Genomic DNA, 20215 nt, shown 5'->3' with positions numbered 1-20215 from the left:
CCGACGTCCGATGTGAACCCGGACGGAGGCAGCACGACCCCGACCGGGCGTCCTGCACTGCCCGGCCGGAGGTCTCGTTCGCCCGCTCCGAAGAACGGGTGAGGGACCGGATCCGCGCTGGGCGGATCAGTATGTCGATCCTCTCGCCCCGGTCGTGGTGACCCGGGGGAACTACTCCCCTCTGGCGTCCACAGCGTACCCCGCCCGTCGGGGACGAGGGGCTACGGCCTGATCGCGAACAGACCGACCCCGCCGCCGCTGATGGCCTTCACCCCGGAGATCGCGGTCCGGACCGGGGTGGTGGACAGGCAGTGCTCCGACCGCGGCGTCGTCGTGCAGCTGCCGGACGTGCCGTTGCCGAGGTGCCCGGCGAGGTTGTTGCTGCCCCAGGCCCACACCGAGCCGTCGGCGCGGAGGGCGAGGGCGGTCGAGGAGCCGCTCTCGACCGCGACGACGTCCGTCAGCCCGGCGACCTGGACCGGCACGTCGGAGTGGCAGGCGGCCGGGTCGGCGCACGGCGCGCCGGTCCCGAGCTGGCCCCAGTAGTGGTAGCCCCACGACCACACCCGGCCGTCCGCGGTGACGGCGTACCCGTTCTCGAGGCCGCCCGCGATGGCGACGGCGTCGGTCAGCCCGACGACCCGCGCCGGCGGCACGTCGTCGCCCAGCGGCGAGCCCGTGCCGGTCTCACCCCGCCGGTTCTGGCCCCACGCCCACACCGTGCCGTCCGAGCGCAACGCGAACCCCGTGGACGCCCTGGTGGTCGCGATCGCGGTGAACCGGGTGCCGTCCGGCTGCGGCAGTGCGATCCGCCTCGGCTTGCCCGGCAGGCAGTCGGACTCGGTGGGGCACACGCCGTGGGGCGGGCCGTGCACCGAGTTGCCCCAGCCCCACACGGTCCCGTCGGACTTGAGCGCGTACGCCGTGACGTGGTCGCCGGCGATGGCGGTCACGTCGGTGAGGCCGCCCACCCACACCGGGACGTTCGAGTCGCCGGTGACGTCCGGGCCGAGCTGCCGGTACTGGTTCGAACCCCAGCCCCACACCGTGCCGTGGGTCGTGAGCGCGTACGCGGTGAAGCTGCCGGCGGCCACGGCCGTCACGCCGGTCAGCCCGCGGACCCGCAGGGGGACCGCCGAACGGCCACCGGTGGCGCCGGAGCCGAACTCGCCGGCGTTGTTCCGGCCCCACGACCACACCGTGCCGTCGGACTTGAGCGCGTAGGCGGTGGAGGCGCCCGCGGCCACGTCGGTGACCCCGGACAACCAGGGGCGGAAGCTCGGCGCCGGGCCGTAGTCCAGGTCGCCGCCCCAGGCGTGCACGCAGTCGACCAGGCACCCGGGCGGGGTGGCGAAGAAGCCGGCGACGTCCACGACCAGGTCCGCGGAGCCCGCGTTGTTGTACAGCGCCATCCGCGCGTCACCGCCGATCCTCACCACAGCGGCGTTCGCCGTGTCCCGGCCGGCGGACAGGTTCAGGTTCGACGTCCCCGGCCGCGGCGTGACCGCCTGGTAGGCCGTCACGTACGTGTCGGCGGTGACGTTCGTGCCGGTCAGGTTGAGCGACACCGCCATCGCGGTGGCGGGGATCCGGCTGGTGAGGTCGACGTGGCGGGCCACGCCGGCACCGACCGGCCCGCCCACCTCGCGCGTGTCGAGGGCGCGCGCGGCCACCGGGAAGAACCGGTGGCCGCGGTCGGCGGCGTAGTACCCGGCCACGTCCACGACCAGGTGCGTGTCGCCGACGTGGTTGTACAGCGTGATCCGGCGATCCGGGCCGAGGGCGACGGTGACCAGGTTGGGGCTGGTCTGGCCGGCCACCAGGTTGAGGTTCGACGCGGTGGGCCGGGCCGCGCCGGACGGGTACGCGGTCACGTGGGTCGCGGCGGTCGGCTCGGTCGCGGTCAGGTTGAAGGTCACCGACGTGGCCGAGGCGGGCACCACGGCGGACAGGTCCACCTCGCGCGTCGAGCCCGGGCCGACGGGTCCGCCCGCACGGGTGTCCAGCACCCGGGTCGGCTGCGTCGTGGTGAACCGCGTGGCCTCGTCGGTGGTGTAGTACCCGGCCAGGTCGACGATCAGGTGCACCCGGCCGGCCTTGTTGGTCAGGCTCAGCCGCGGCGCCCCACCCAGGAACTCCGCCGTGACGAGGTTCGCCCGCGTCTCGCCCGCCTTGAGGTTGAGGTTCGAGATCGCGACGTAGGACAACACCCCGACGTGCGTGTCCTCCGACGGCTCGGTGCCGGTCAGGTTGAACACCACGGCGGTCGCCGAGGCGGGCAGGTGCCCGGTCAGGTCCACGGACACGCCGCCGTACCCGACCGGGCCCACCACGCCGCCGGTGCCGGTGCCGTCCCGCGTGTCCAGCACCCGCAGCGGGGCCATCGGGACGAACGTGAGACCCCCGTCGACCACCTGCGCGTACGGGCCCGGATCCGCCTGTGCCGCGATCGGATCCGCCTGTGCCGGTTGAGCGCCGAGCACGACGAGCACGGCCGCGCAGAGCGCGAGAAGCCGCCGCATGATGTTCCCCCAAGGTCCACGATGAGCCGGACGGACCATACGTTCCCGCGGCGCGAAACCGGTAGCGCGAGTTCGCGCACAGGACCTTGGTCCCGGGTCCAGGGGGACCGTCGTACCTGAGGCCGACCCCCGGCCCGGGCCTACGGTCGGTCCGTGGACGTCCTCGACCTGGCACGGTGGCAGTTCGGCATCACCACCGTCTACCACTTCCTGATGGTGCCGCTGACCATCGGGCTCTCCCTGCTGGTCGCGGGGATGCAGACCGCGTGGGTGCGCACGGGTGACCGCAAGTACCTGGCGATGACCAAGTTCTGGGGCAAGCTGCTGCTGATCAACTTCGCCATGGGCGTGGTCACCGGCATCGTGCAGGAGTTCCAGTTCGGCATGACCTGGAGCGCCTACTCGCGCTTCGTCGGCGACGTGTTCGGCGCGCCGCTGGCGATGGAGGGCCTGGTCGCGTTCTTCGTCGAGTCGACGTTCCTCGGGCTGTGGATCTTCGGCTGGGACCGCCTGCCGAAGAAGGCCCACCTGGCCTGCGTGTGGGCGTTCTCGCTGGCCACGATCGCGTCGGCGTACTTCATCCTCGCCGCGAACTCGTGGATGCAGCACCCCGTCGGCGTGGAGATGGTCGACGGGCGGCCCCGGCTGACGTCGATCTGGGCGGTGCTGGGCAACAACACCGTGCTGGCCGCGTTCCCGCACACGATCTTCGGCGCGTTCGCCGTCGCCGGGACGTTCCTGGTCGGCGTCGCGGCGTGGCACCTGTGGCGGCGCAGCGACGACGGGCCGGTGTGGCGCGCGTCGGTCAAGGTCGGCACGTGGGTGGGCGTCGCGGCGTTCACCGGGCTCGCGATCACCGGGGACGTGCAGGGCAAGCTGATGTTCGAGCAGCAGCCGATGAAGATGGCCGCGGCCGAGGCGCTGTGCCACACCGAGTCGCCCGCCGCGTTCTCGGTGTTCGCGCTCGGCGACGTGTCGCGGCCCGACTGCGAGAACGTCAAGAGCATCACGGTGCCCGCGCTGCTGTCGTTCCTGGCCCACAACGACTTCACCACCGAGGTGAAGGGCATCGAGGACCTGGTGCCGCTGTACCAGGAGAAGTACGGCGCGAACTACCCGGTCGACCCGAAGCTGGGCGAGCTGTCGGGCAAGCCGATCGACTACGTGCCGAACCTGCCGGTCACGTACTGGGGCTTCCGGCTGATGATCGGGTTCGGCGGGCTCGCGGTCGGGGCGGGGCTGCTGGTCCTGTGGCTGACGCGCGGCGGTCGGACGCCGCGCGGCCGGTGGTTCAAGTGGCTCGCGCTGGGCAGCATCGCGACGCCGTTGCTGGCCAACAGCTTCGGCTGGATCTTCACCGAGATGGGTCGGCAGCCGTTCGTGGTGGTGCCGAACCCGAGCGGGGTGGACGGGGTGTGGATGTTCACCGCGCGTGCGGTGTCGTCGTCGACACCGGGGGAGGTGTTGACGTCGCTGGTCGCCTTGACGCTGGTCTACGGGGTGTTGGCGGGCGTCGAGGTGTTCCTGATCCGGCGGTACGTCCGCGCTGGGGTCGCGGGCGTGCTGCCGGCTCGAAAACCCGATGACGACGCCGACTCGCGCGACGACGACGTCCTGACGTTCGCTTACTGAGAGGGGGAGCCGTGGAGACGTTCTGGTTCTGCGTGATCGCCCTGCTGTGGCTGGGCTACCTGTTCCTGGAGGGCTTCGACTTCGGCGTCGGCATGCTGCTGCCCGTGCTCGGGCGGTCGGAGCGCGAGCGGCGGGTGCTGGTCAACACCATCGGGCCGGTGTGGGACGGCAACGAGGTGTGGCTGCTGGTGGCGGTCGGCGCCACGTTCGCCGCGTTCCCCGCCTGGTACGCGGCGCTGCTCAGCTCGGTGTACCTGCCGCTGGTGCTGTTCCTGCTGGCGCTGATCGGGCGCGGTGTCGCGTTCGAGTACCGGGGGAAGGTGGACTCGGCGCGGTGGCGGCGGGTGTGGGACGCGGTGATCGTGACCGGGTCGTGGACCGCCGCGCTCGCGGTCGGGTTGCTGCTGTCGACGACCGTGTTCGGGATGCCGCTGGACGCCGCCGGCGACCGCGTCGGCTCGCCGTTCGCCTCGATCCGGTGGGAGACGCTGCTCGGCGCGGTGGCGGTGGCCGGGTACGCCCTGGTGCACGGCGCGGTGTTCCTGTCGCTGAAGACCGAGGGCGACGTGCGGGAACGGGCGCGCGCGCTGGCGTTGAAGGTCGCGCCGGTGGCGTTGCTGCCGTTGCTGGTGCTGCTGCTGATCGTGCAGCTGCGGTTCGGGTCGGTGTGGACGTGGGGCGCGTCGATCGTGGTGGCCCTGGGGGCGCTGGGCGCGTACGGGCGGCTGGTGCTGCGGCGCGAGGGGCAGGCGTTCGCGCTGATGGGTGTCGTGGTGGCGGCGACGGTGGCGGCGCTGTTCGGCGCGCTGCACCCGAACGTGCTGCCGTCGACCCTGGACCCGGCGTGGTCGCTGACGGTGGCGGGCGCGGCGTCGAGCCCGTACACGCTGACCGTGATGACGTGGGTGGCCGCGTTCGGCACGCCCGCGGTGCTCGTCTACCAGGGGTGGACGTACTGGGTGTTCCGCAAGCGGATCGGCACCCGGCACATCCCGGACGTCCACGTGCCCGCCGGGACGACCCGATGAACTTCCCCGGAGCCCCTTCCGCCAAGAAGCCGGGGAAAGGCCCGCTCGGCGCGCTGCCCGCGCTCTCGCGCTCGGCGCGCCGGGCGTTGGCCTGGTGCGCGGTGCTGGCCGCGCTCACGGCCGGCGCGCTGGTGTGGCAGGCGGTCGCGCTGGCGTCGGCGCTGGTGACCGGCGGGTCGTTGTGGGTGCTGGCGGGCGCGGTCGTGGTGCGGGCGCTGTTGGCGTGGGCGACCGAGTCGGTGGCGGCGCGTGCGGCGGCGGGCGCGAAGGAGGAGCTGCGGGCGGCGGTGCTGGACCGGGCGCTGGGGCTCGGGCCGTCGTGGATCGTGGCGCGGGGCCCGGCGTCGTTGGCGGTGCTGGCGACCAAGGGCCTGGACGCGCTGGACGCCTACTTCACCCGGTACCTGCCGGCCCTGGTGACGACGGCCGTGGTGCCGGTGGCGGTCGGCGGGTGGATCTTCTTCACCGACCCGACGTCGGCCGTGCTGATCGCGGTGACGCTGCCGTTGATCCCGGTGTTCGCGATCCTGATCGGCCGGTTCACCTCGGCGCGGGTGGCCGCGGCGGCGACGGCGCTGGAGCGGTTGTCGGGTCGGCTGGCGGAGCTGGTGCGGGCGTTGCCGGTGCTGACCGCGTTCGGGCGTGCGGCGGCTCAGGCGTCGGCCGTGCGGGAGGTGGGCGAGCGGTACCGGCGGGCGACCATGGGAACGTTGCGGGTGGCGTTCCTGTCGGCGCTGGTGCTGGAGATCGTGGCGTCGCTGTCGGTGGCGTTGATCGCGGTGGGTATCGGGCTGCGGCTGGTGTCGGGGGACATGGCGCTGGTCACGGGCCTGGTGGTGTTGATCCTCGCGCCGGAGTGCTACCTGCCGTTGCGGGCGGCCGGTGCGGCTCACCACGCCTCGGAGGACGGTGTGGAGGCCGTGCGGCGGGTCGCGGAGATCCCCGCGCCCGGTCCGGTCCGCCAGGACGGCCCGGTCGGCTCGGTCGGCTCGGTCGAGGGGGTGGAGGTCCGTGATGTCCGCGTCCGGCGGCGGGGGCGGTTCGCGCCGGACGGGGTCGGGTTCCGGGTGCGGCCCGGCGAGGTGCACCGGGTGGACGCGCCCAGCGGGGCGGGCAAGTCGACGCTGTTCGGCGTGCTGCTGGGGTTCGTGGAGCCGGACGGCGGGTCGGTGGCCGTCGACCGGTCGTCCATCGCCTGGGTGCCGCAGCGGCCCGCGTTCGCCGGGCGGACCGTGGCCGACGAGCTGGAGCTGACCGCGGGCCGGGTCGATCACGACGTGCTGGCGTCGGTGGCGGCCGACCACCTGGTGGCGCGGCCGATCGCGGAGCTGTCGACCGGGGAGCGCCAGCGGGTCGCGGTCGCGCGTGCGCTGACGCGGGTCCGGGACGGCGCGAGGGTGCTGCTGCTGGACGAGCCCACCGCCCACCTCGACCCGGCGACGGCCGCGAAGGTGATGGCCGCCGTGCGCCGGGCCGCCGAGGACGGTGCGGCGGTCGTGCTGGCGACGCACCGGCTGGTGGGCGAGCAGGCCGAGGAGGTGGCGGCGGCTCGTGAGGTCGGCGTCGTGGACGACCGGTCGACCGCCGCGCGCACGCCGCGTCCGACCCGGCGGCTGCTGGCGGGGGCGTTGCTGGGCACGGCGGCCTCGCTGAGCGGTGTGGCGCTCACGGCGTTCGCGGCCTACCTGATCGCGAAGGCGGCGACCCAGCCGCCGATCCTGACGCTGTCAGTGCTGGTGGTGGGCGTGCGGACGTTCGCGCTGGCCAAGGGCGTGTTCCGGTACCTGGAGCGGCTGGTGTCGCACGACGCCGCGTTCCGCCACGCCGAGTCGCTGCGGGTCCGGTTGTGGCGCGGCCTCCGGCCGGGTCGGGCCGAGCTCACCCGACTGGTCGACGACGTGGACGCGGTCCGCGACCTGGTGCCGCGCGTCCTGCAGCCGCCGCTGGTCGCGGTGGGCGTGTCGCTCGCGGCGGTGACGCTGTTCGCGGTGATCGAGCCGGTGGCCGGCCTCGCGCTGGCGGTGGCGCTGGTCCTCGGCGGCACGCTCGCGCCGGTCGTCGCGGTGCTCGCCGAACGCCGCGCCACGGCCGTGCTCGCCAGGGGACGGCGGCACGTGTCGGAGCAGGTGCTGACCCTGCTCACCGCCGCACCCGACCTGATCGCGTTCGGCGCCGACCGCGTGGTGCGCGCCGAGCTGGCGCGCCAGGACGCCGAACTCGCCCGGCAGGCACGGCGGCAGGCCCTCGGCGCGGGCGCGGCGATCGGCATCGTGCACCTGACGACCGGGCTGGCGTCGGCGGTGTGCATCGGCCTGGCCGGGGGCGTCGACCCGCTGCTCGTGCCCGTCCTCGGCCTCGTGCCGCTCGCGTTGGCCGAGGTGCTGGGCACGTTGCCCGCGGCCGCCCAGCACCGGGCGGCGTTGCGCGAGTCGTACGGCCGGATCGTCGAGCAGTCGCCGGCGACCGGCGCGGCACGGGTCGAGCGTGGCTCGGTCGGCGGCGCGGTCGGGCTCGAAGGCGTGACGGTGAAGTGGCCGGGCAGCGCGGAACCGGTGCTGGAGCGGGTGTCGTTCGACCTGCCTGCCGGCGCCAAGGTGGCCGTGGTGGGTCCGTCGGGCGCGGGCAAGTCGAGCCTGTTCGCGTTGTTGCTGGGCTTCCTCGAACCCGAACGCGGGCTGGTGTGGCGGCCCGACCGCGTGGCCTGGTGCCCGCAGGAGCCGATGCTGGTCTCGACCACGGTCCGGGAGAACCTGCGGCTGGGCGACCCACGGGCGGATGACGCGCGGTTGCGCTGGGCGCTCGACGTCGCGGGCGTCCGGCTCGGCCTCGACACCGTGATCGGCCCGACCCTGCTCTCGGGCGGCGAGGCGCAGCGGGTCGCGCTGGCCCGCGCCCTGCTCCACGACGCCGACCTCGTGCTCCTGGACGAGCCGACCGCGCACCTCGACGAGCCGACCGCCGCCGCGCTGCTGGCCCGGCTGGACGACGTGCTGCGGGACAAGACCGTCATCCACATCACCCACCGGCCGGCCGAGGCCGACCGCGCCGACCTGGTGCTGGACGTCGCCGAGGGGCGGATGCGGACCAGGGCCTACCGTTGACCACCGTGGACCCAGCCCGCGTGCTCGCCGCGTCGACCGAGATCACCTCGGCCGCCCTGGCCGGCGACGACCCGGACGCCGTGCTGCCGCTCGTGGTGCGCAGCGCCGTCGAACTCGCCGGCGCGGACCTCGGGCTGGCCATGGTGACGGCGGAGGACGGCACGCTGACCGTCGAGGCGTCCTCGGGCGACGACGACCCGGTGGGCGTCGTGCTGTCGAGCCGCTCGTCGGCGGCGCGGGCGGCGCGGACCGGCGTGCCCGTGGTCGCGGACGACTTCACCACCGACCCGCGCACCGCGCCGTTCGTGCCGAAGGCGTTGCGGGGGTACGGGCCGTTCGCGGTCGCGCCGTTCGGCACCAAGGAGCGCAAGATCGGCGCGCTGGCGGTGTACCGGCGCAAGGGCGCGCAACCGTTCAGCACGGACACGGTCGAGGTGCTGGCGGCGTTCGCCGCGCAGGCGGGGCTCGCGGTCGTGCTGGCGGAGGGGTCGACCGCGCGGCAGCGGATAGCGGTCTACCAGGAGCGCGAGCGCATCGCGCGCGACCTGCACGACGTGATCATCCAGCGGCTGTACGCGACCGGCGTGCAGCTCGACCTGCTCGACCGGCGGCTCAAGCTCGACGGCCGGGAGGCGCGGCGGCTGGCGGACTGCGTGGACCAGCTCGATCAGACGATGGCCGAGGTCCGCGCCACCGTCCGGGCCCTGCGCAGCGCCGACCCGGGCAAGCCCGCCGACGTGGACCTCAAGGGCTCGGTGCTGGCGGAGGCCCGCACGGCGGGCGAGCTGCTCGGGTTCGAGCCGGAGGTGCGCGTCGAGGGCGACGTCGCGGACGTGCCGGCGGACCTGGCCGACCACGCCCGCGCGGCGCTGCGGGAGGCGTTGTCGAACGTGGTGCGGCACTCGGGCGCCCGGCACGTCGGCATCACGCTGCGCCGCACGCCCGACCGGCTCGACCTGGAGGTCGCCGACGACGGGTGCGGCGTCCCGCGCGGGGTGGCCAAGCGGGGGTTGCGGCACCTGGAGGAGCGCGCGCTGGCGGCCGGCGGTGGGTGCGAGATCGCGTCGTCGCCCCGGACCGGCACCACGATCACCTGGCACGTGCCGCTAGCGTGACCGGCGGGCCACCCAGGCGGCGGCCTGCGTGCGGCGTTCCATGCCCAGCTTCGACAGCACCGCGGTGACGTAGTTCTTCACCGTCTTCTCCGCCAGGAACAGCCGTTCGGCGATCTGGCGGTTGGTCAGGCCCTCCCCGATCAGGTCCAGCACCCGCCGTTCCTGCTCGGTCAACGCGTCCAGCACGTCCACCTCGACCGGGCGGCGCATGCGGTCCAGGACGCGGGACGTCGTCTGCGGGTCGAGCAGCGAACGCCCGGCCGCCACCTCGCGCACGGCCGTCACCAGGTCCTGCCCGCGCACCTGCTTGAGCAGGTAGCCCGACGCACCGGCCATGATCGCCCCGACCAGCGCCTCCTCGTCGTCGAACGCGGTCAGCACCAGGCACCTCGGCCCGTCCGCGAGCGCGCGCAGCCGGCGGCACAGCTCCACGCCGCCGCCGTCGGGCAGCCGGACGTCGACCACGGCGACGTCCGGCCGGGTCGCCGAAGCGCGGACCAGGGCCTCGCCCACCCCGCCCGCCTCGGCGACCACCGAGATGTCGTCCTCGTCCTCCAGCAGCTCGCGCAGCCCCCTGCGCACCACCTCGTGGTCGTCTACGAGCAACACTCGCACCGGCACGAACCAACCATAGGTCGAATGCCGGTACCCACCGCGCCCGCCCGCCAAGACAGTGCAGGGATGCTCGTACGCGCGATCGAGGAAGCCGACCGGATCGTCGTCGGCAGGCTGGTGCTTGAGCTGTGGGGCGCGCACACCGCGGTCGCCCACGGCCAGGTGTTCTTCCCGGCGAGCCTGCCCGGGTTCCTGGTCGAACAGCAGGACACCGTGGTCGGGTTGCTGACCTACGCCGCCGCCGACGGACACTTGGAGATCGTCACCATCGACGCGTTGCGAAGAGGCAGGGGTGTCGGGAGCTCGCTGGTCGACGCCGCCGTCCGCCGGGCCCGCCAGCTCGGCTGCTCCCGGGTCAGGCTCACCACGACCAACGACAACCTCGACGCCCTGCGCTTCTACCAGCGCCGCGGCTTCCGGCTCACCGCCCTGCGCGCCGACGCGGTGCGCGAAGCCCGTCGACTCAAGCCGGAGATCCCCAGCGTCGGTGACTACGGCATCCCCATCACCGACGAGCTGGACCTGGAGCGTTGGGTCGCGCCGCGCTAGTTGTCCACAGGTCGGGGTCGAACTGTCCACAGGTTGTGCACAACTGGCGGCTACCTGCGGGGCAGCGGGCTGAACACCTCGTCCCACGCGGCCGCGACCTGCCGGGCGCACGTGGCGGGCGCGACGCCGCCGACGCCCGTGCCCAGGCCGGGCATGGCGATCGTGCGCACGACCTCGCGCACCGGGCGGCCGTCGTCCAACCGGCCGCCCAGCCACAGCCGCAGCACGGCGCGCGCGGCCAGGTACGGGTGCACGGTGTCCCCGGGCAGCAGCTCACCGGGCAGCCGCATGGTCGGCGCGCTGATCAGCCACTCGGGCTCCGGCTCGCCGGTCGGCACGACCAGCGCCTCGCCCACCGGCAACTCGCCGCCGTGCAAGCCGAGCACGGCACTGCGCACGTTGCCCTCCACCAGCGGGAACGCGCGCGCGTAGACCGCGTCGATACCTCCGCGCATCCAGCCGGAGGAGTTGGCGGGGCTCACCACGGCCTCGGCGACGATGTCGAGCACCGAGCCCCGGTGCACCTCGACGCCGCTCCGGCCGTCGGCCACCGCGAGCCAGGCACGGGCCAGCGGTTCGTCGACGGCGCACAACACCAGACGGGGAACTGCTACCGGAGCGTTGATCTCACCCTCCGTATCGGCGGCGGACACATCACCAGCATTCCAGGAGAACGGGTTGCGGCGGAACGGGGGCGGGCACCCACCGGGCGGGTGATCCTCGCCTCAACAACGGTCACCGGACGTGGTCCTCGTATCGTTGCGGCCGTGCTCGCCTACTTCGGACCGCAGGGAACCTTCACCGAGCAGGCCGCACGCGGCTTCGCCTCTCCGCAGCAGGAGCTGGTGCCGTTCGACACGGTGCCCGCCGCCCTGACGGCCACCCGGCGCGGGGAAACCGGGTCGGCGTGCGTGCCGGTGGAGAACTCCGTCGAGGGCGCGGTGCCCGCGACGATGGACGCGCTGACCGAGGGCGAGCCGCTGGTCGCGGTGGCCGAGGCGGTGCTGCCGGTGCGGTTCAGCGTGCTGGTGCGGCCCGGCGGCGGGCCCGTGCGCACGGTCGCGAGCCACCCGCACGCGCTGGCCCAGGTGCGGCACTGGCTCGCCGAGCACCTGCCGGAGGCCAAGGCGGTCGCCACGACCTCCACCGCCGCCGCGGCGCGCGCCGTGCTCAACCACGAGTTCGACGCCGCCGTGAGCGCCCCGGTGGCCGTGCGGCACTACCCGCTGGAGGTGCTGGCCACCGACGTGGCCGACGTGCGGGACGCGAAGACCCGGTTCCTGCTCCTCCGCCCCCCCGGCGAGCTGCCCGAGCCGACCGGCCACGACCGCACGTCGGTCGTCTGCACGGCCGCGGACCGGGTCGGCGCGCTGTCGGAGCTGCTGACCGAGCTGGCGCTGCGCGGCATCAACCTGACCCGCATCGAGTCCCGGCCGACCAAGGGCAGGCTCGGCGAGTACCGGTTCTACGTCGACTTCGACGGTCACGTGGCCGAGCCGAGGGTGGGCGACGCGCTGGCCGCGCTGCACCGGCACTGCCCGCAGACCCGGTTCCTGGGCTCCTACCCGAAGGCCGAGCCGGGCGGCGTGGTGGCGGGCAACGAGGAGTTCGTGGCGGCGGCCGAGTGGGTCGACGCGGTCCGGAGGGGGCACGGCGCGTGAGGTTGATCCTGGTCAGACACGGCGAGACGGCGTCGAACGTGAAGATGGCGCTGGACTCGCTGCCACCCGGTCCGCCGCTGACCGACGCGGGCCGGGCGCAGGCCGCCGCGTTGGCCGAGCAGTTGGCCGCCGAGCCCGTGACGGCCGTGTACGCCAGCACGGCGGTGCGCGCGCAGGAGACCGCCGCGCCCGTGGCGGCGGCGCACGGCCTGGACGTCGAGGTCGTGGACGGCGTGCAGGAGATCTTCTGCGGCGACCTCGAAGGGCGGCACGACCGCGAGGCGTTCGAGGTCTTCATCGCCACCGTGAAGCAGTGGGCCGAGGGCGAGCTGGACGTGCCGCTGCCCGGCGGCGAGAGCGGTCGCCAGGCCCTGGACCGCTACCTGGCCGCGGTGGACGGGATCACCGCCAAGCACCGCGACGGCGACACGGTGGTGCTGGTCAGCCACGGCGCGGTGCTGCGGATGGGCGCGCTCGCGCTGGCCCGCAACGTGGGCCCGGCGCTGGCCGAGGCGGGCCTGCTGCCCAACACCGGCCGGGTCGTGCTGGAACGCGGCGACGACGGCTGGCGCTGCACGTCGTGGACCGGGGTGGACGTGGTCGGGGACTGATCGGCCCTAGCCCCAGCCCAGCTCGTGCAGCTTGGCGTCGTCGATGCCGAAGTGGTGCGCGATCTCGTGGACCACGGTGACCACGACCTCCTCCACCACGTCGTCCTCGGTGCGGCAGATGTCCAGGATCGCCTCGCGGTAGATCGAGATCCGGTCCGGCAGGACGCCGCCGTAGTCGGTGGTCCGGCTGGTCAGCGCGATGCCGTGGTAGAGGCCGAGCAGGCTGGGCACGTCCGCGTTGCGGTCCTCGACCAGCACCACGACGTTGCTCATCGCCGCCGCGAAGTCCGGCGGGATGAGGTCGAGGGCCTCGCCCACCAGTTCCTCGAACCGCTGACGGGTCATCTCCACCGGCATGTCGTCACCTCGACGTCGTCGTGGTCGTGGCTGTCGTCGTCTCGTCCGACTTGGGCGGCTTGGAGCCCGACGAGGGCGGAGCGGCGGAGCTGGAGTTGGACTCGGAGTGCAGGGGCGCGCCGGTCGGCTCGTCCTGCTGCACGGCGGTCGTCTGCGGCGGGTTGGACGTGGTCAGCGGCGGCGCGTTCGGGTTGCGGACGCTGCCCTCCCACGCGATCAGGACGTTGTCGACGGGCTGCGCGCCGACCTTGCAGTTGGCCAGCCGGGAGCCGGCGGCCCAGCTCTCCGGCACCCGCGTGTCCCACGTGACGATGAGGCCGCGGGCCTTGAGGTCGGCGCCGCCGGTGTACTCGGCGGTGAGCTTGTTGCACTCGGCGAACAGCACGTCGTCCTGCTGGTCGGACGGCGGGAACTCGCCCGCCGGCAGGGGCACCACGCCGGTGATCTCGAACGTGTGCGGCTTCGCGCAGTCGATCGGGTCGCCGACCGACCCGGTGGGGGTGATGCCGAGGCACACGCCCGGGTCGTAGACGTCGGACTGGTCCTGGGTGCGCGCCGTGCCGTAGGCCGGGAGCAGCCCGCCCGCCGGACCGGCCACCTGCAGGCCGCAGCGCAGCGTCCGCTGCCCCTCGCCCCACAGCCGCTCGCCCGGGTTCAGCGGGCCGACCGTGTACTTGCCGAACGGGTCCAGCTTGCCGCCGAGGTAGTCCAGCGACGGCTTCGCGCACTGCTCCTGGCTGATCAGCTGCCACTGCTCGTCGTCCGGGAACGGCGCCTGCGGCCCGTGAGCGGCGGAGATGTCCGCCACACCGGTCACCTCGAACAGGTGCTGGGCGGCGCAGTCGACCTTCTCGACGTCCGACAGGTCCTGCTTGGTCCAGTTCAGGCAGTCGCCCGCCTGAGCTGCCATGACGGGGTTCACCTTGGTCGTGGCCGGGCTGCCTGCGCCGCCCGCGCCCACCGGCCACCCGGTCAGGGTGCTCAGGGCCAGCAGCACGAACGCGCCAGCCGACGCGCCGAGCATGACCAAGTGGTCACCTCGACGAAACCAGCGCGTGGTGGCGGACATCTACTCCATGATGCCTGTGTAGGCCGTGTAACCGTTCGGGCGGGTGGAGAGTGTTGCTTTTGGGACACTCGTCACCCATTCGGCGGCCGATCTCTGTACCGTCCCCGCCGGGAGTGGCTGATGACTGAGAACGACAACACCGGTAGCGCCGCGACGCCCGGCCAGGGTGGGCCGAGCGGACCGGACCAGAACCGCGGACCGGCGACGCCGGGGCCGGGCAGCGGTGGCGCGTCGCCGCCGCCCTACGCGCCCCCGACGCCGCAGGGACCGCCCCAAGGACCGCCGCCGGGCGGTCGTGGCCAGATCCGCAGCCAGGAAGCGGGCCAGACCAAGCCCCGGCCGCCGACACTGGCCGAGCAGCGCGCCCGCGCCGCGGCGATCGAGCAGCAGCGCGAGCAGCAGCTCGCCGTCGAAGCCGAGGAGGCGCGGCGCAAGAAGCTGCGCAAGCGGCTGCTCATCGGCGGCGGCGTGGCCGTCGGCGTGGCCGGCGTGGTGGCCATCTGGTACGCCGCGTCCAGCCCCGACGACGTGGTCGCGCAGTGCGTCAAGGACGACGTGGTGGTCGAGGACCAGTACTGCGACGAGAGCTACGCCAGGTCGCACGGCGGCTACGTCAGCAGTGGGTTCATCTACATCGGCGGCAGCTCGTACCGCTACAACTACGGCGCGCCGAGCACCCCCGTCGGCCAGAAGATCAGCGGCGGCAGCTACACCATGCCCAAGGGCGCGAACATCAGCACCAAGTCGGGCACGGTCGTGCAGCGCGGTGGGTTCGGCGTGTCCGGCGGCAGCAAGAGCGGGGGCAGCTGAGTGCGTCGGGAGACCTCAGCGCCCCGGCCGAACTGGCAGCGCACCGTCTCCGAGCAGGGGCTGGTGTTCGGCGCGCCGGCGCGCGCCGCGGACGGCAGCCCGCGCCCGTACTGGGACGAGTCGGCGCACTACGTCTTCGACATGAGCGACGTGCTGTCGCTGGAAGCCGACGTCGAGCTGCTGCACAACATGTGCCTCGAAGCCGTCGACAACGTGGTGCTCACCGAGCGCTACCGCGACTTCGGCATCAACGAGTGGCTGTGGCCCGCGATCGCCGAGTCGTGGAAGCGCCGGGACCCGCACGTGTACGGGCGGTTCGACCTGCGCTACGACGGCAGCGGGCCGGCCAAGCTGCTGGAGTACAACGCCGACACGCCCACGTCGCTGCTGGAGGCGTCGGTCGTCCAGTGGAACTGGAAGACCGACGTGCACCCCGAGGACGACCAGTGGAACTCGATCCACGAGAAGCTGGTCGAGCGCTGGGCCGAGATCGGCAGCCGGCTGCCGTCCAACGAGCTGCACTTCACCTGGTCGGGCGCGGACCCCTCGGGTGAGGACCACGTCACCGTGGCCTACCTGCAGGAGACCGCGGCCGAGGCGGGCATGGACACGGTCGGCCTGGCGATCGAGGAGATCGGCTGGGACTCGCTGCTCAAGCGGTTCGTCGACCTCGAGGAAGCGCCGATGGGCACGGTCGTGAAGCTCTACCCGTGGGAGTGGGTGGTCGACGAGCAGTTCGGCCGCTACGCGGTGGAGAGCCTGCCCGGCACCCTGTGGGTCGAGCCGCTGTGGAAGATGCTGCTGTCCAACAAGGCGCTGCTGGCCGTGCTGTGGGAGATGTACCCCGGCCACCCGAACCTGCTGCCCGCGTTCCTGGACGACCCCGGCCTGCTCACCGAATACGTGCGCAAGCCGAGGCTCGGCCGTGAGGGGCAGAACATCCAGATCGTGGCCCCCGGCTACGAGACCCAAACCGGCGGGGTCTACGGCAAGGAGGGCTTCGTCTACCAGCTCTTCGACCCGCTGCCCGAGTTCGACGGCTACCGGCCGGCGCTCGGCGCGTGGGTCGTCGGCGACGCGTCGGCGGGCCTCGGCATCCGGGAGACCGTCGGCCTGGTCACCGACGACGGCGCGGCGTTCGTGCCGCACAGGATCGTCGAATGAACCCCTCCCCGAAACCCCCGAAGGCGCCACACCCGTCGTCACAGGCTCCTTCACCGGTTCCTTCACCGGCGGCACAACCGATCAACCTGCACACCACGGAGGGTCTGTGATTCCCCCACTCGCGCTGGACCCCGGCTTCGGGTCCGCCATCGGCACCGGCGTCGGTGCGATCGCGCTGTACGCGATCGTCGGCCTGATCCTGATGGTCGTCGGCTTCTACGCCATCGACTGGACCACCCCGGGCAAGCTGAGCGCCCTGGTCCGCGGCGGCGCCCCGAACGCGGTCATCGTCACCTCCGCCGGTCTGGTGAGCATGGCGCTGATCGTCGTCGTGGCGATCTACAGCGCGGCGGGCAAGCTGGACGAGGGCCTGCTGTCGGCCCTGATCTTCGGCTTCGTCGGCATCATCGTGCAGGTGCTCGCGGTTCGGTTGCTGGAGTGGGTGACCAGGCTCGACATCGGCTCGCTGATCGAGTCGGACCGCTTCGCGCCGGCCAGCGTCGTCGTGGCGTCGGCGCACGTCGCCCTCGGTCTCGTGGTCGCGGTCGCGATCTCGTAGTCCTCACGGCGAAGGGGGCGCGCCCGCGGGTCGGGCGCGCCCCCTTCGCGCTGTCCTGCGTGGTCAGGGGTTGCGTGGTCAGGGGGCGTGCGGTCAGGGGGCGTGCGGGTCAGCCCACCGGCAGCCGCTTCCGCCAGTCCATCGGCCCCACCTTGATCCGGGTGCGCGCCGACCCGTTCCACTCGACGGGCAGCCCGCTCGCGGCGAGCGCCGCGACCACCTCGCGCGCCACGGCCTCGTCGGCCGCCGCGTGGTCGGTGGACCCGTGGCTCGCGGGCTCGCCGAACGAGCCGTAGGCGAGCCAGACCCCCTCGCCCGCCACCGCGCTCTCGGTGTCCTGCCGGTGGAAGAACACGTAGCCGCGCGCGTCGTCGCCCGCCTCGTCGCCGATCTCGGCGTGCCCGCACGTCTGGCAGCACGTGAAGTCGGCGCGGGCCACGATCCCGTCGCGGTCGAGCGCGTCGAACACCGCGAACAGGCGGTCCACGTCCGTGCTCTCCGGCCACGACTCCTGCTCGGCGGACCGCTCCCGCCACACCCGCTCCACCACCGCCCGCGCGACCGAGGGCGTGATCGGGCGCTCGTCGGCCACGTAGTCGAGCACCTGCTCCACCACGTCGTCCAACGAGGTCATCCCCGCGTGCACCAGCGTGCGCGCGTAGTTCTCGGCCAGTTCCGGCGCCTCGGTGGGCGGGCCGGCGTCCTCGTCCGTTCGTTCAACCACGCGCGCATCCTGCCCGAGGGGTCCGACAGCGAGGCGCGACGTCGTGCAAACCGCTTCCGGCCGGGTACTACCCTTCCTGGTGTGATTGACCTCAAGGCACTGCGCGAGAACCCGGAAGCCGTCCGCGCGTCGCAACGCGCGCGTGGCGAGGACGAGACCGTGGTCGACGCGCTGCTGTCCGCCGACGAGCGCCGCCGGGCCGCCATCGCCCGCGCCGACGCGCTGCGCGGCGAGCAGAAGACGTTCGGCAAGCAGGTCGGCCGGGCCAAGGGCGAGGAGCGCGACGCGCTGCTGGCCAAGGGCAAGGAGCTGGCCGCCGAGGTCAAGGCCGCCGAGGCCGAGCAGTCCGCCGCCGAGGCGGAGCTGGGCGAACTGCACCGCGCCGTGCCCAACGTGGTCCACCCCGACGCGCCCGAGGGCGGCGAGGACGACTACGTCGTGCTCAAGCACGTCGGCGAGAAGCGCGAGTTCGACTTCGAGCCGCTCGACCACCTGGACCTGGGCGTCCGGCTCGGCGCGATCGACATGGAACGCGGCGCGAAGGTGTCCGGCTCGCGCTTCTACTTCCTGACCGGCGTGGGCGCGCAGCTGGAGCTGGCGCTGCTGAACATGGCCGTCGCCCAGGCCACCGCGGCCGGGTTCAAGCTGATGATCACGCCGACCCTGGTGCGCCCGGAGATCATGGCCGGCACCGGGTTCCTCGGCGCGCACGCGAGCGAGATCTACCGCCTCGAAGCCGACGACCTGTACCTCGTCGGCACGTCCGAGGTGCCGCTCGCGGGGTACCACTCGGACGAGATCCTGGACGGCCCGAAGCGGTACGCGGGCTGGTCGTCGTGCTACCGGCGGGAGGCCGGCTCGTACGGCAAGGACACCCGCGGGATCATCCGCGTGCACCAGTTCAACAAGGTCGAGATGTTCTCCTACGTCAAGCCGGAGGACGCCGAGGCCGAGCACGCCAAGCTGCTGGCGTGGGAAGAGGAGATGCTGGCCAAGATCGAGGTCCCGTACCGGGTCATCGACACGGCCGCGGGTGATCTGGGCACGTCGGCCGCGCGCAAGTTCGACTGCGAGGCCTGGATCCCGACCCAGCAGGCGTACCGGGAACTGACGTCGACCTCGAACTGCACCACGTTCCAGGCGCGGCGGCTCAACGTGCGCTACCGCGACGAGAACGGCAAGCCGCAGATCGCCGCCACGCTCAACGGCACGCTGGCCACCACGCGGTGGATCGTCGCGATCCTGGAGAACCACCAGCAGGCCGACGGCTCGGTCGTCGTCCCGCAGGCGCTGCGCCCGTTCCTCGGCCTGGACGTGCTCAAGCCCTCCTGATCGTCAGAGCAGGTAGAAGTTCCGGTAGTGGTCGCCGGTGTACCAGGCGTCCATCGTCTCGTGGTCGACCACGATCCGGTGGGCGTCGCGACCCTGCCCGCACGGGCGCGGGTGGACGTCGAACTCGCGGTAGGCGCCGCGTTCCTCCTCCGGCAACTGCTCCTCCCGGTTGCCGAACGTTCCGCCGCCGGTGTAGCACTCGTTGCCCGGCAGGACGTTGGTGACGCGCTGCGCCGGCAACCCTTCGGCGTCCCAGTACGCGAGCGCCTGCCGGGCGTCCGCGCAGGCCGGCACGGCGCAGTAGTCGTACACCGCCGCGGACGCCGGGGCGGTGAGGCCACCGGTCAACGTCAGCGTCAGGGCCAGCAGGGACAACGCGCGTTTCACGGATCGAACGAGCACGGGTGGCTCCCGAAGTCGGAGGGCGGCGACGCCCACCATGGTCGGGTCGACCGCTCACGGCCGCGCCCTGACCTGCGCCGATTCGCCCGGCCGAGGTGCGATCCGGTCACACCCAGCTGAGCTGGCCGAACTCCGCGCCGACGGGCACCGACTCCGGCAGGTCGTCGCCGGAGTCGAGTGCCTCCAGCAGGCGCAGCACGTCCACGGCCGCGTCGTCGTCCCCGAGATCGCCCAACGCGGCTTCCAGCAGCACCCGGGCCTCCGTCGGCCGCTCCTCGGCCCAGCGGACGCACGCCAGCAGCACCCAGCACCAGGCCCGCGCCAACCGCACCGGCGGGTCGTCGGCCTGCTCGCGGTACAGCGACACGGCACGGGTCAGCCGCCTGCCCGCGAGCGCGAGGTCGCCCGCCTCGATCGCCAGCACGCCCAGTTCCCGCAACGCCCACGCCACCCCCGCCCGATCGCCGTGGTCGTGCTGCCACTCCACCACCTCGGTCAGGCACGCCTCGACGGCCTCGTCCTCACCGCGCGCCCGCTGAACGCTCGCCAGCACGTCGAGCGCGCCCACGTGCGCCGTCAGCGATTCGGGCGTCGGCTCCGCCTGGCACCGGGCCCGCCGGACGCCCACCTCCCGCCTGGCCAACTCCTCGGCCGCCGGCAGCAGACCGCGCTCAGCGCTGCTCAAGGCAGCCGTCCGCAGCACCTCGGCCGCCGAGTCGGACAGCGGGAACCGGTCCGCCAACTCCACGCTCGCCTCCCGCAGCCCGCGCAGGTCGGGGTCCTCCGCCCACAAGTGCAGGAGCAAGGTCGCCGCGTCCTCCACCGCGCCCTTCGCCATGCACGCCCGCACGCCCTTCATCACCCTGTCCATCGCCACACCGTACCGTTTGCGCGACGCGAAACTGCGTTTACCAATTGGGTGAAACCGAACTGGGCTTGACTACGGAGAGTCGCTAAGGTGATC

Annotated in this window: 19 protein-coding genes; 11 read left to right on the top strand and 8 right to left on the bottom strand. The window is 73.1% G+C overall.

All coding sequences use genetic code 11. The annotated features are described in order from the left end of the window. Positions 1-221: 221 nt before the first annotated feature. A complete protein-coding gene (locus tag LNK82_RS24715) occupies positions 222-2522 on the bottom strand; it encodes an RCC1 domain-containing protein (protein ID WP_230569380.1) in 2301 nt (766 codons plus the stop codon). 153 nt (positions 2523-2675) lie between these two features. On the opposite strand from LNK82_RS24715, the gene LNK82_RS24710 reads away from it, so the two are divergent. Genes LNK82_RS24710 through LNK82_RS24695 form a run of 4 tightly spaced genes read left to right on the top strand, consistent with a single transcriptional unit; the run spans position 2676 to position 9398 of the window. Next, positions 2676-4154 (top strand): cytochrome ubiquinol oxidase subunit I, encoded by a 1479-nt coding sequence (locus LNK82_RS24710; protein WP_230569379.1) that lies wholly within the window; start codon positions 2676-2678, stop codon positions 4152-4154. 11 nt (positions 4155-4165) lie between these two features. Beyond that, positions 4166-5182: a cytochrome d ubiquinol oxidase subunit II gene (cydB, locus tag LNK82_RS24705; RefSeq protein WP_230569378.1), complete on the top strand. Its 1017-nt coding sequence runs from the start codon at positions 4166-4168 to the stop codon at positions 5180-5182. Further along, on the top strand, positions 5179-8283 hold the full coding sequence (gene cydD, locus LNK82_RS24700; protein ID WP_230569377.1) for a thiol reductant ABC exporter subunit CydD: 3105 nt from the start codon (positions 5179-5181) through the stop codon (positions 8281-8283). Before cydB ends, cydD begins: the two co-directional genes overlap by 4 nt. After that, positions 8280-9398, top strand: a complete 1119-nt coding sequence (locus tag LNK82_RS24695; RefSeq protein ID WP_268996983.1) for a GAF domain-containing sensor histidine kinase — start codon at positions 8280-8282, stop codon at positions 9396-9398. The genes cydD and LNK82_RS24695 overlap by 4 nt, the downstream gene beginning before the upstream one ends. On the opposite strand, the gene LNK82_RS24690 is transcribed toward LNK82_RS24695, so the two are convergent. Next, on the bottom strand, positions 9390-10019 hold the full coding sequence (locus LNK82_RS24690; RefSeq protein ID WP_230569375.1) for a response regulator: 630 nt from the start codon (positions 10017-10019) through the stop codon (positions 9390-9392). The genes LNK82_RS24695 and LNK82_RS24690 overlap by 9 nt on opposite strands. 60 nt (positions 10020-10079) lie before the next feature. On the opposite strand from LNK82_RS24690, the gene LNK82_RS24685 reads away from it, so the two are divergent. Then, positions 10080-10562: a GNAT family N-acetyltransferase gene (locus LNK82_RS24685; protein WP_230569374.1), complete on the top strand. Its 483-nt coding sequence runs from the start codon at positions 10080-10082 to the stop codon at positions 10560-10562. Between the two features lie 50 nt (positions 10563-10612). On the opposite strand, the gene LNK82_RS24680 is transcribed toward LNK82_RS24685, so the two are convergent. Further along, complete coding sequence (locus tag LNK82_RS24680) at positions 10613-11215, bottom strand: macro domain-containing protein (RefSeq protein ID WP_230569373.1); 603 nt, start codon at positions 11213-11215, stop codon at positions 10613-10615. A 114-nt stretch (positions 11216-11329) separates the two neighbouring features. On the opposite strand from LNK82_RS24680, the gene pheA reads away from it, so the two are divergent. Together pheA and LNK82_RS24670 are read left to right on the top strand one after the other, a co-directional pair. Next, positions 11330-12223, top strand: coding sequence for a prephenate dehydratase (gene pheA / locus LNK82_RS24675; protein ID WP_230569372.1), 894 nt, complete (start codon positions 11330-11332; stop codon positions 12221-12223). Further along, complete coding sequence (locus LNK82_RS24670; protein ID WP_230569371.1) at positions 12220-12834, top strand: histidine phosphatase family protein; 615 nt, start codon at positions 12220-12222, stop codon at positions 12832-12834. Before pheA ends, LNK82_RS24670 begins: the two co-directional genes overlap by 4 nt. A 6-nt stretch (positions 12835-12840) precedes the next feature. Here LNK82_RS24670 and LNK82_RS24665 read toward each other — a convergent pair whose 3' ends face one another. Together LNK82_RS24665 and LNK82_RS24660 are read right to left on the bottom strand one after the other, a co-directional pair. Continuing rightward, positions 12841-13191, bottom strand: a complete 351-nt coding sequence (locus tag LNK82_RS24665) for a metallopeptidase family protein (protein ID WP_230569370.1) — start codon at positions 13189-13191, stop codon at positions 12841-12843. A 4-nt stretch (positions 13192-13195) separates the two neighbouring features. Continuing rightward, entirely contained in the window at positions 13196-14260 is a 1065-nt protein-coding gene (locus LNK82_RS24660; protein WP_230569369.1) for a septum formation family protein, read from the bottom strand. 120 nt (positions 14261-14380) lie between these two features. Here LNK82_RS24660 and LNK82_RS24655 point away from each other — a divergent pair, with 120 nt between their 5' ends. From LNK82_RS24655 to LNK82_RS24645, 3 genes are all read left to right on the top strand, one after another. Next, positions 14381-15070, top strand: coding sequence for a hypothetical protein (locus LNK82_RS24655; protein WP_308257260.1), 690 nt, complete (start codon positions 14381-14383; stop codon positions 15068-15070). Continuing rightward, a complete protein-coding gene (locus LNK82_RS24650; protein ID WP_230569368.1) occupies positions 15071-16234 on the top strand; it encodes a glutathionylspermidine synthase family protein in 1164 nt (387 codons plus the stop codon). Between the two features lie 106 nt (positions 16235-16340). Continuing rightward, positions 16341-16793, top strand: a complete 453-nt coding sequence (locus tag LNK82_RS24645; protein ID WP_230569367.1) for a DUF350 domain-containing protein — start codon at positions 16341-16343, stop codon at positions 16791-16793. 109 nt (positions 16794-16902) lie between these two features. Here the strand turns inward: LNK82_RS24645 and LNK82_RS24640 are convergent, their stop codons facing one another. After that, positions 16903-17517 (bottom strand): DUF6891 domain-containing protein, encoded by a 615-nt coding sequence (locus LNK82_RS24640; RefSeq protein WP_230569366.1) that lies wholly within the window; start codon positions 17515-17517, stop codon positions 16903-16905. A gap of 81 nt (positions 17518-17598) precedes the next feature. Between LNK82_RS24640 and serS the strand changes: the two genes are divergently transcribed. Next, positions 17599-18849: a serine--tRNA ligase gene (gene serS / locus LNK82_RS24635; RefSeq protein ID WP_230569365.1), complete on the top strand. Its 1251-nt coding sequence runs from the start codon at positions 17599-17601 to the stop codon at positions 18847-18849. 3 nt (positions 18850-18852) lie between these two features. Here the strand turns inward: serS and LNK82_RS24630 are convergent, their stop codons facing one another. Both LNK82_RS24630 and LNK82_RS24625 read right to left on the bottom strand, forming a co-directional pair. Further along, positions 18853-19251: a ribonuclease domain-containing protein gene (locus tag LNK82_RS24630; RefSeq protein ID WP_230569364.1), complete on the bottom strand. Its 399-nt coding sequence runs from the start codon at positions 19249-19251 to the stop codon at positions 18853-18855. Between the two features lie 106 nt (positions 19252-19357). Beyond that, positions 19358-20122: a hypothetical protein gene (locus LNK82_RS24625; RefSeq protein WP_230569363.1), complete on the bottom strand. Its 765-nt coding sequence runs from the start codon at positions 20120-20122 to the stop codon at positions 19358-19360. Positions 20123-20215: the final 93 nt, after the last annotated feature.

Source organism: Saccharothrix luteola (genome assembly GCF_020859565.1).
Lineage (GTDB): Bacteria > Actinomycetota > Actinomycetes > Mycobacteriales > Pseudonocardiaceae > Actinosynnema > Actinosynnema luteola.
Note: the sequence above shows the minus strand (reverse complement) of the source record. Positions and strands in the feature narration are given on the sequence as shown.

Excerpts from the sequence above, each read along its gene's own strand:
- LNK82_RS24660 (WP_230569369.1), bottom strand. The coding sequence starts at position 14,260 with ATGTCCGCCACCACGCGCTGGTTTCGTCGAGGTGACCACTTGGTCATG.
- cydD (WP_230569377.1), top strand. The coding sequence starts at position 5,179 with ATGAACTTCCCCGGAGCCCCTTCCGCCAAGAAGCCGGGGAAAGGCCCG.
- LNK82_RS24655 (WP_308257260.1), top strand. The coding sequence starts at position 14,381 with ATGACTGAGAACGACAACACCGGTAGCGCCGCGACGCCCGGCCAGGGT.
- LNK82_RS24715 (WP_230569380.1), bottom strand. The coding sequence starts at position 2,522 with ATGCGGCGGCTTCTCGCGCTCTGCGCGGCCGTGCTCGTCGTGCTCGGC.
- LNK82_RS24685 (WP_230569374.1), top strand. The coding sequence starts at position 10,080 with ATGCTCGTACGCGCGATCGAGGAAGCCGACCGGATCGTCGTCGGCAGG.
- LNK82_RS24625 (WP_230569363.1), bottom strand. The coding sequence starts at position 20,122 with ATGGACAGGGTGATGAAGGGCGTGCGGGCGTGCATGGCGAAGGGCGCG.
- LNK82_RS24665 (WP_230569370.1), bottom strand. The coding sequence starts at position 13,191 with ATGCCGGTGGAGATGACCCGTCAGCGGTTCGAGGAACTGGTGGGCGAG.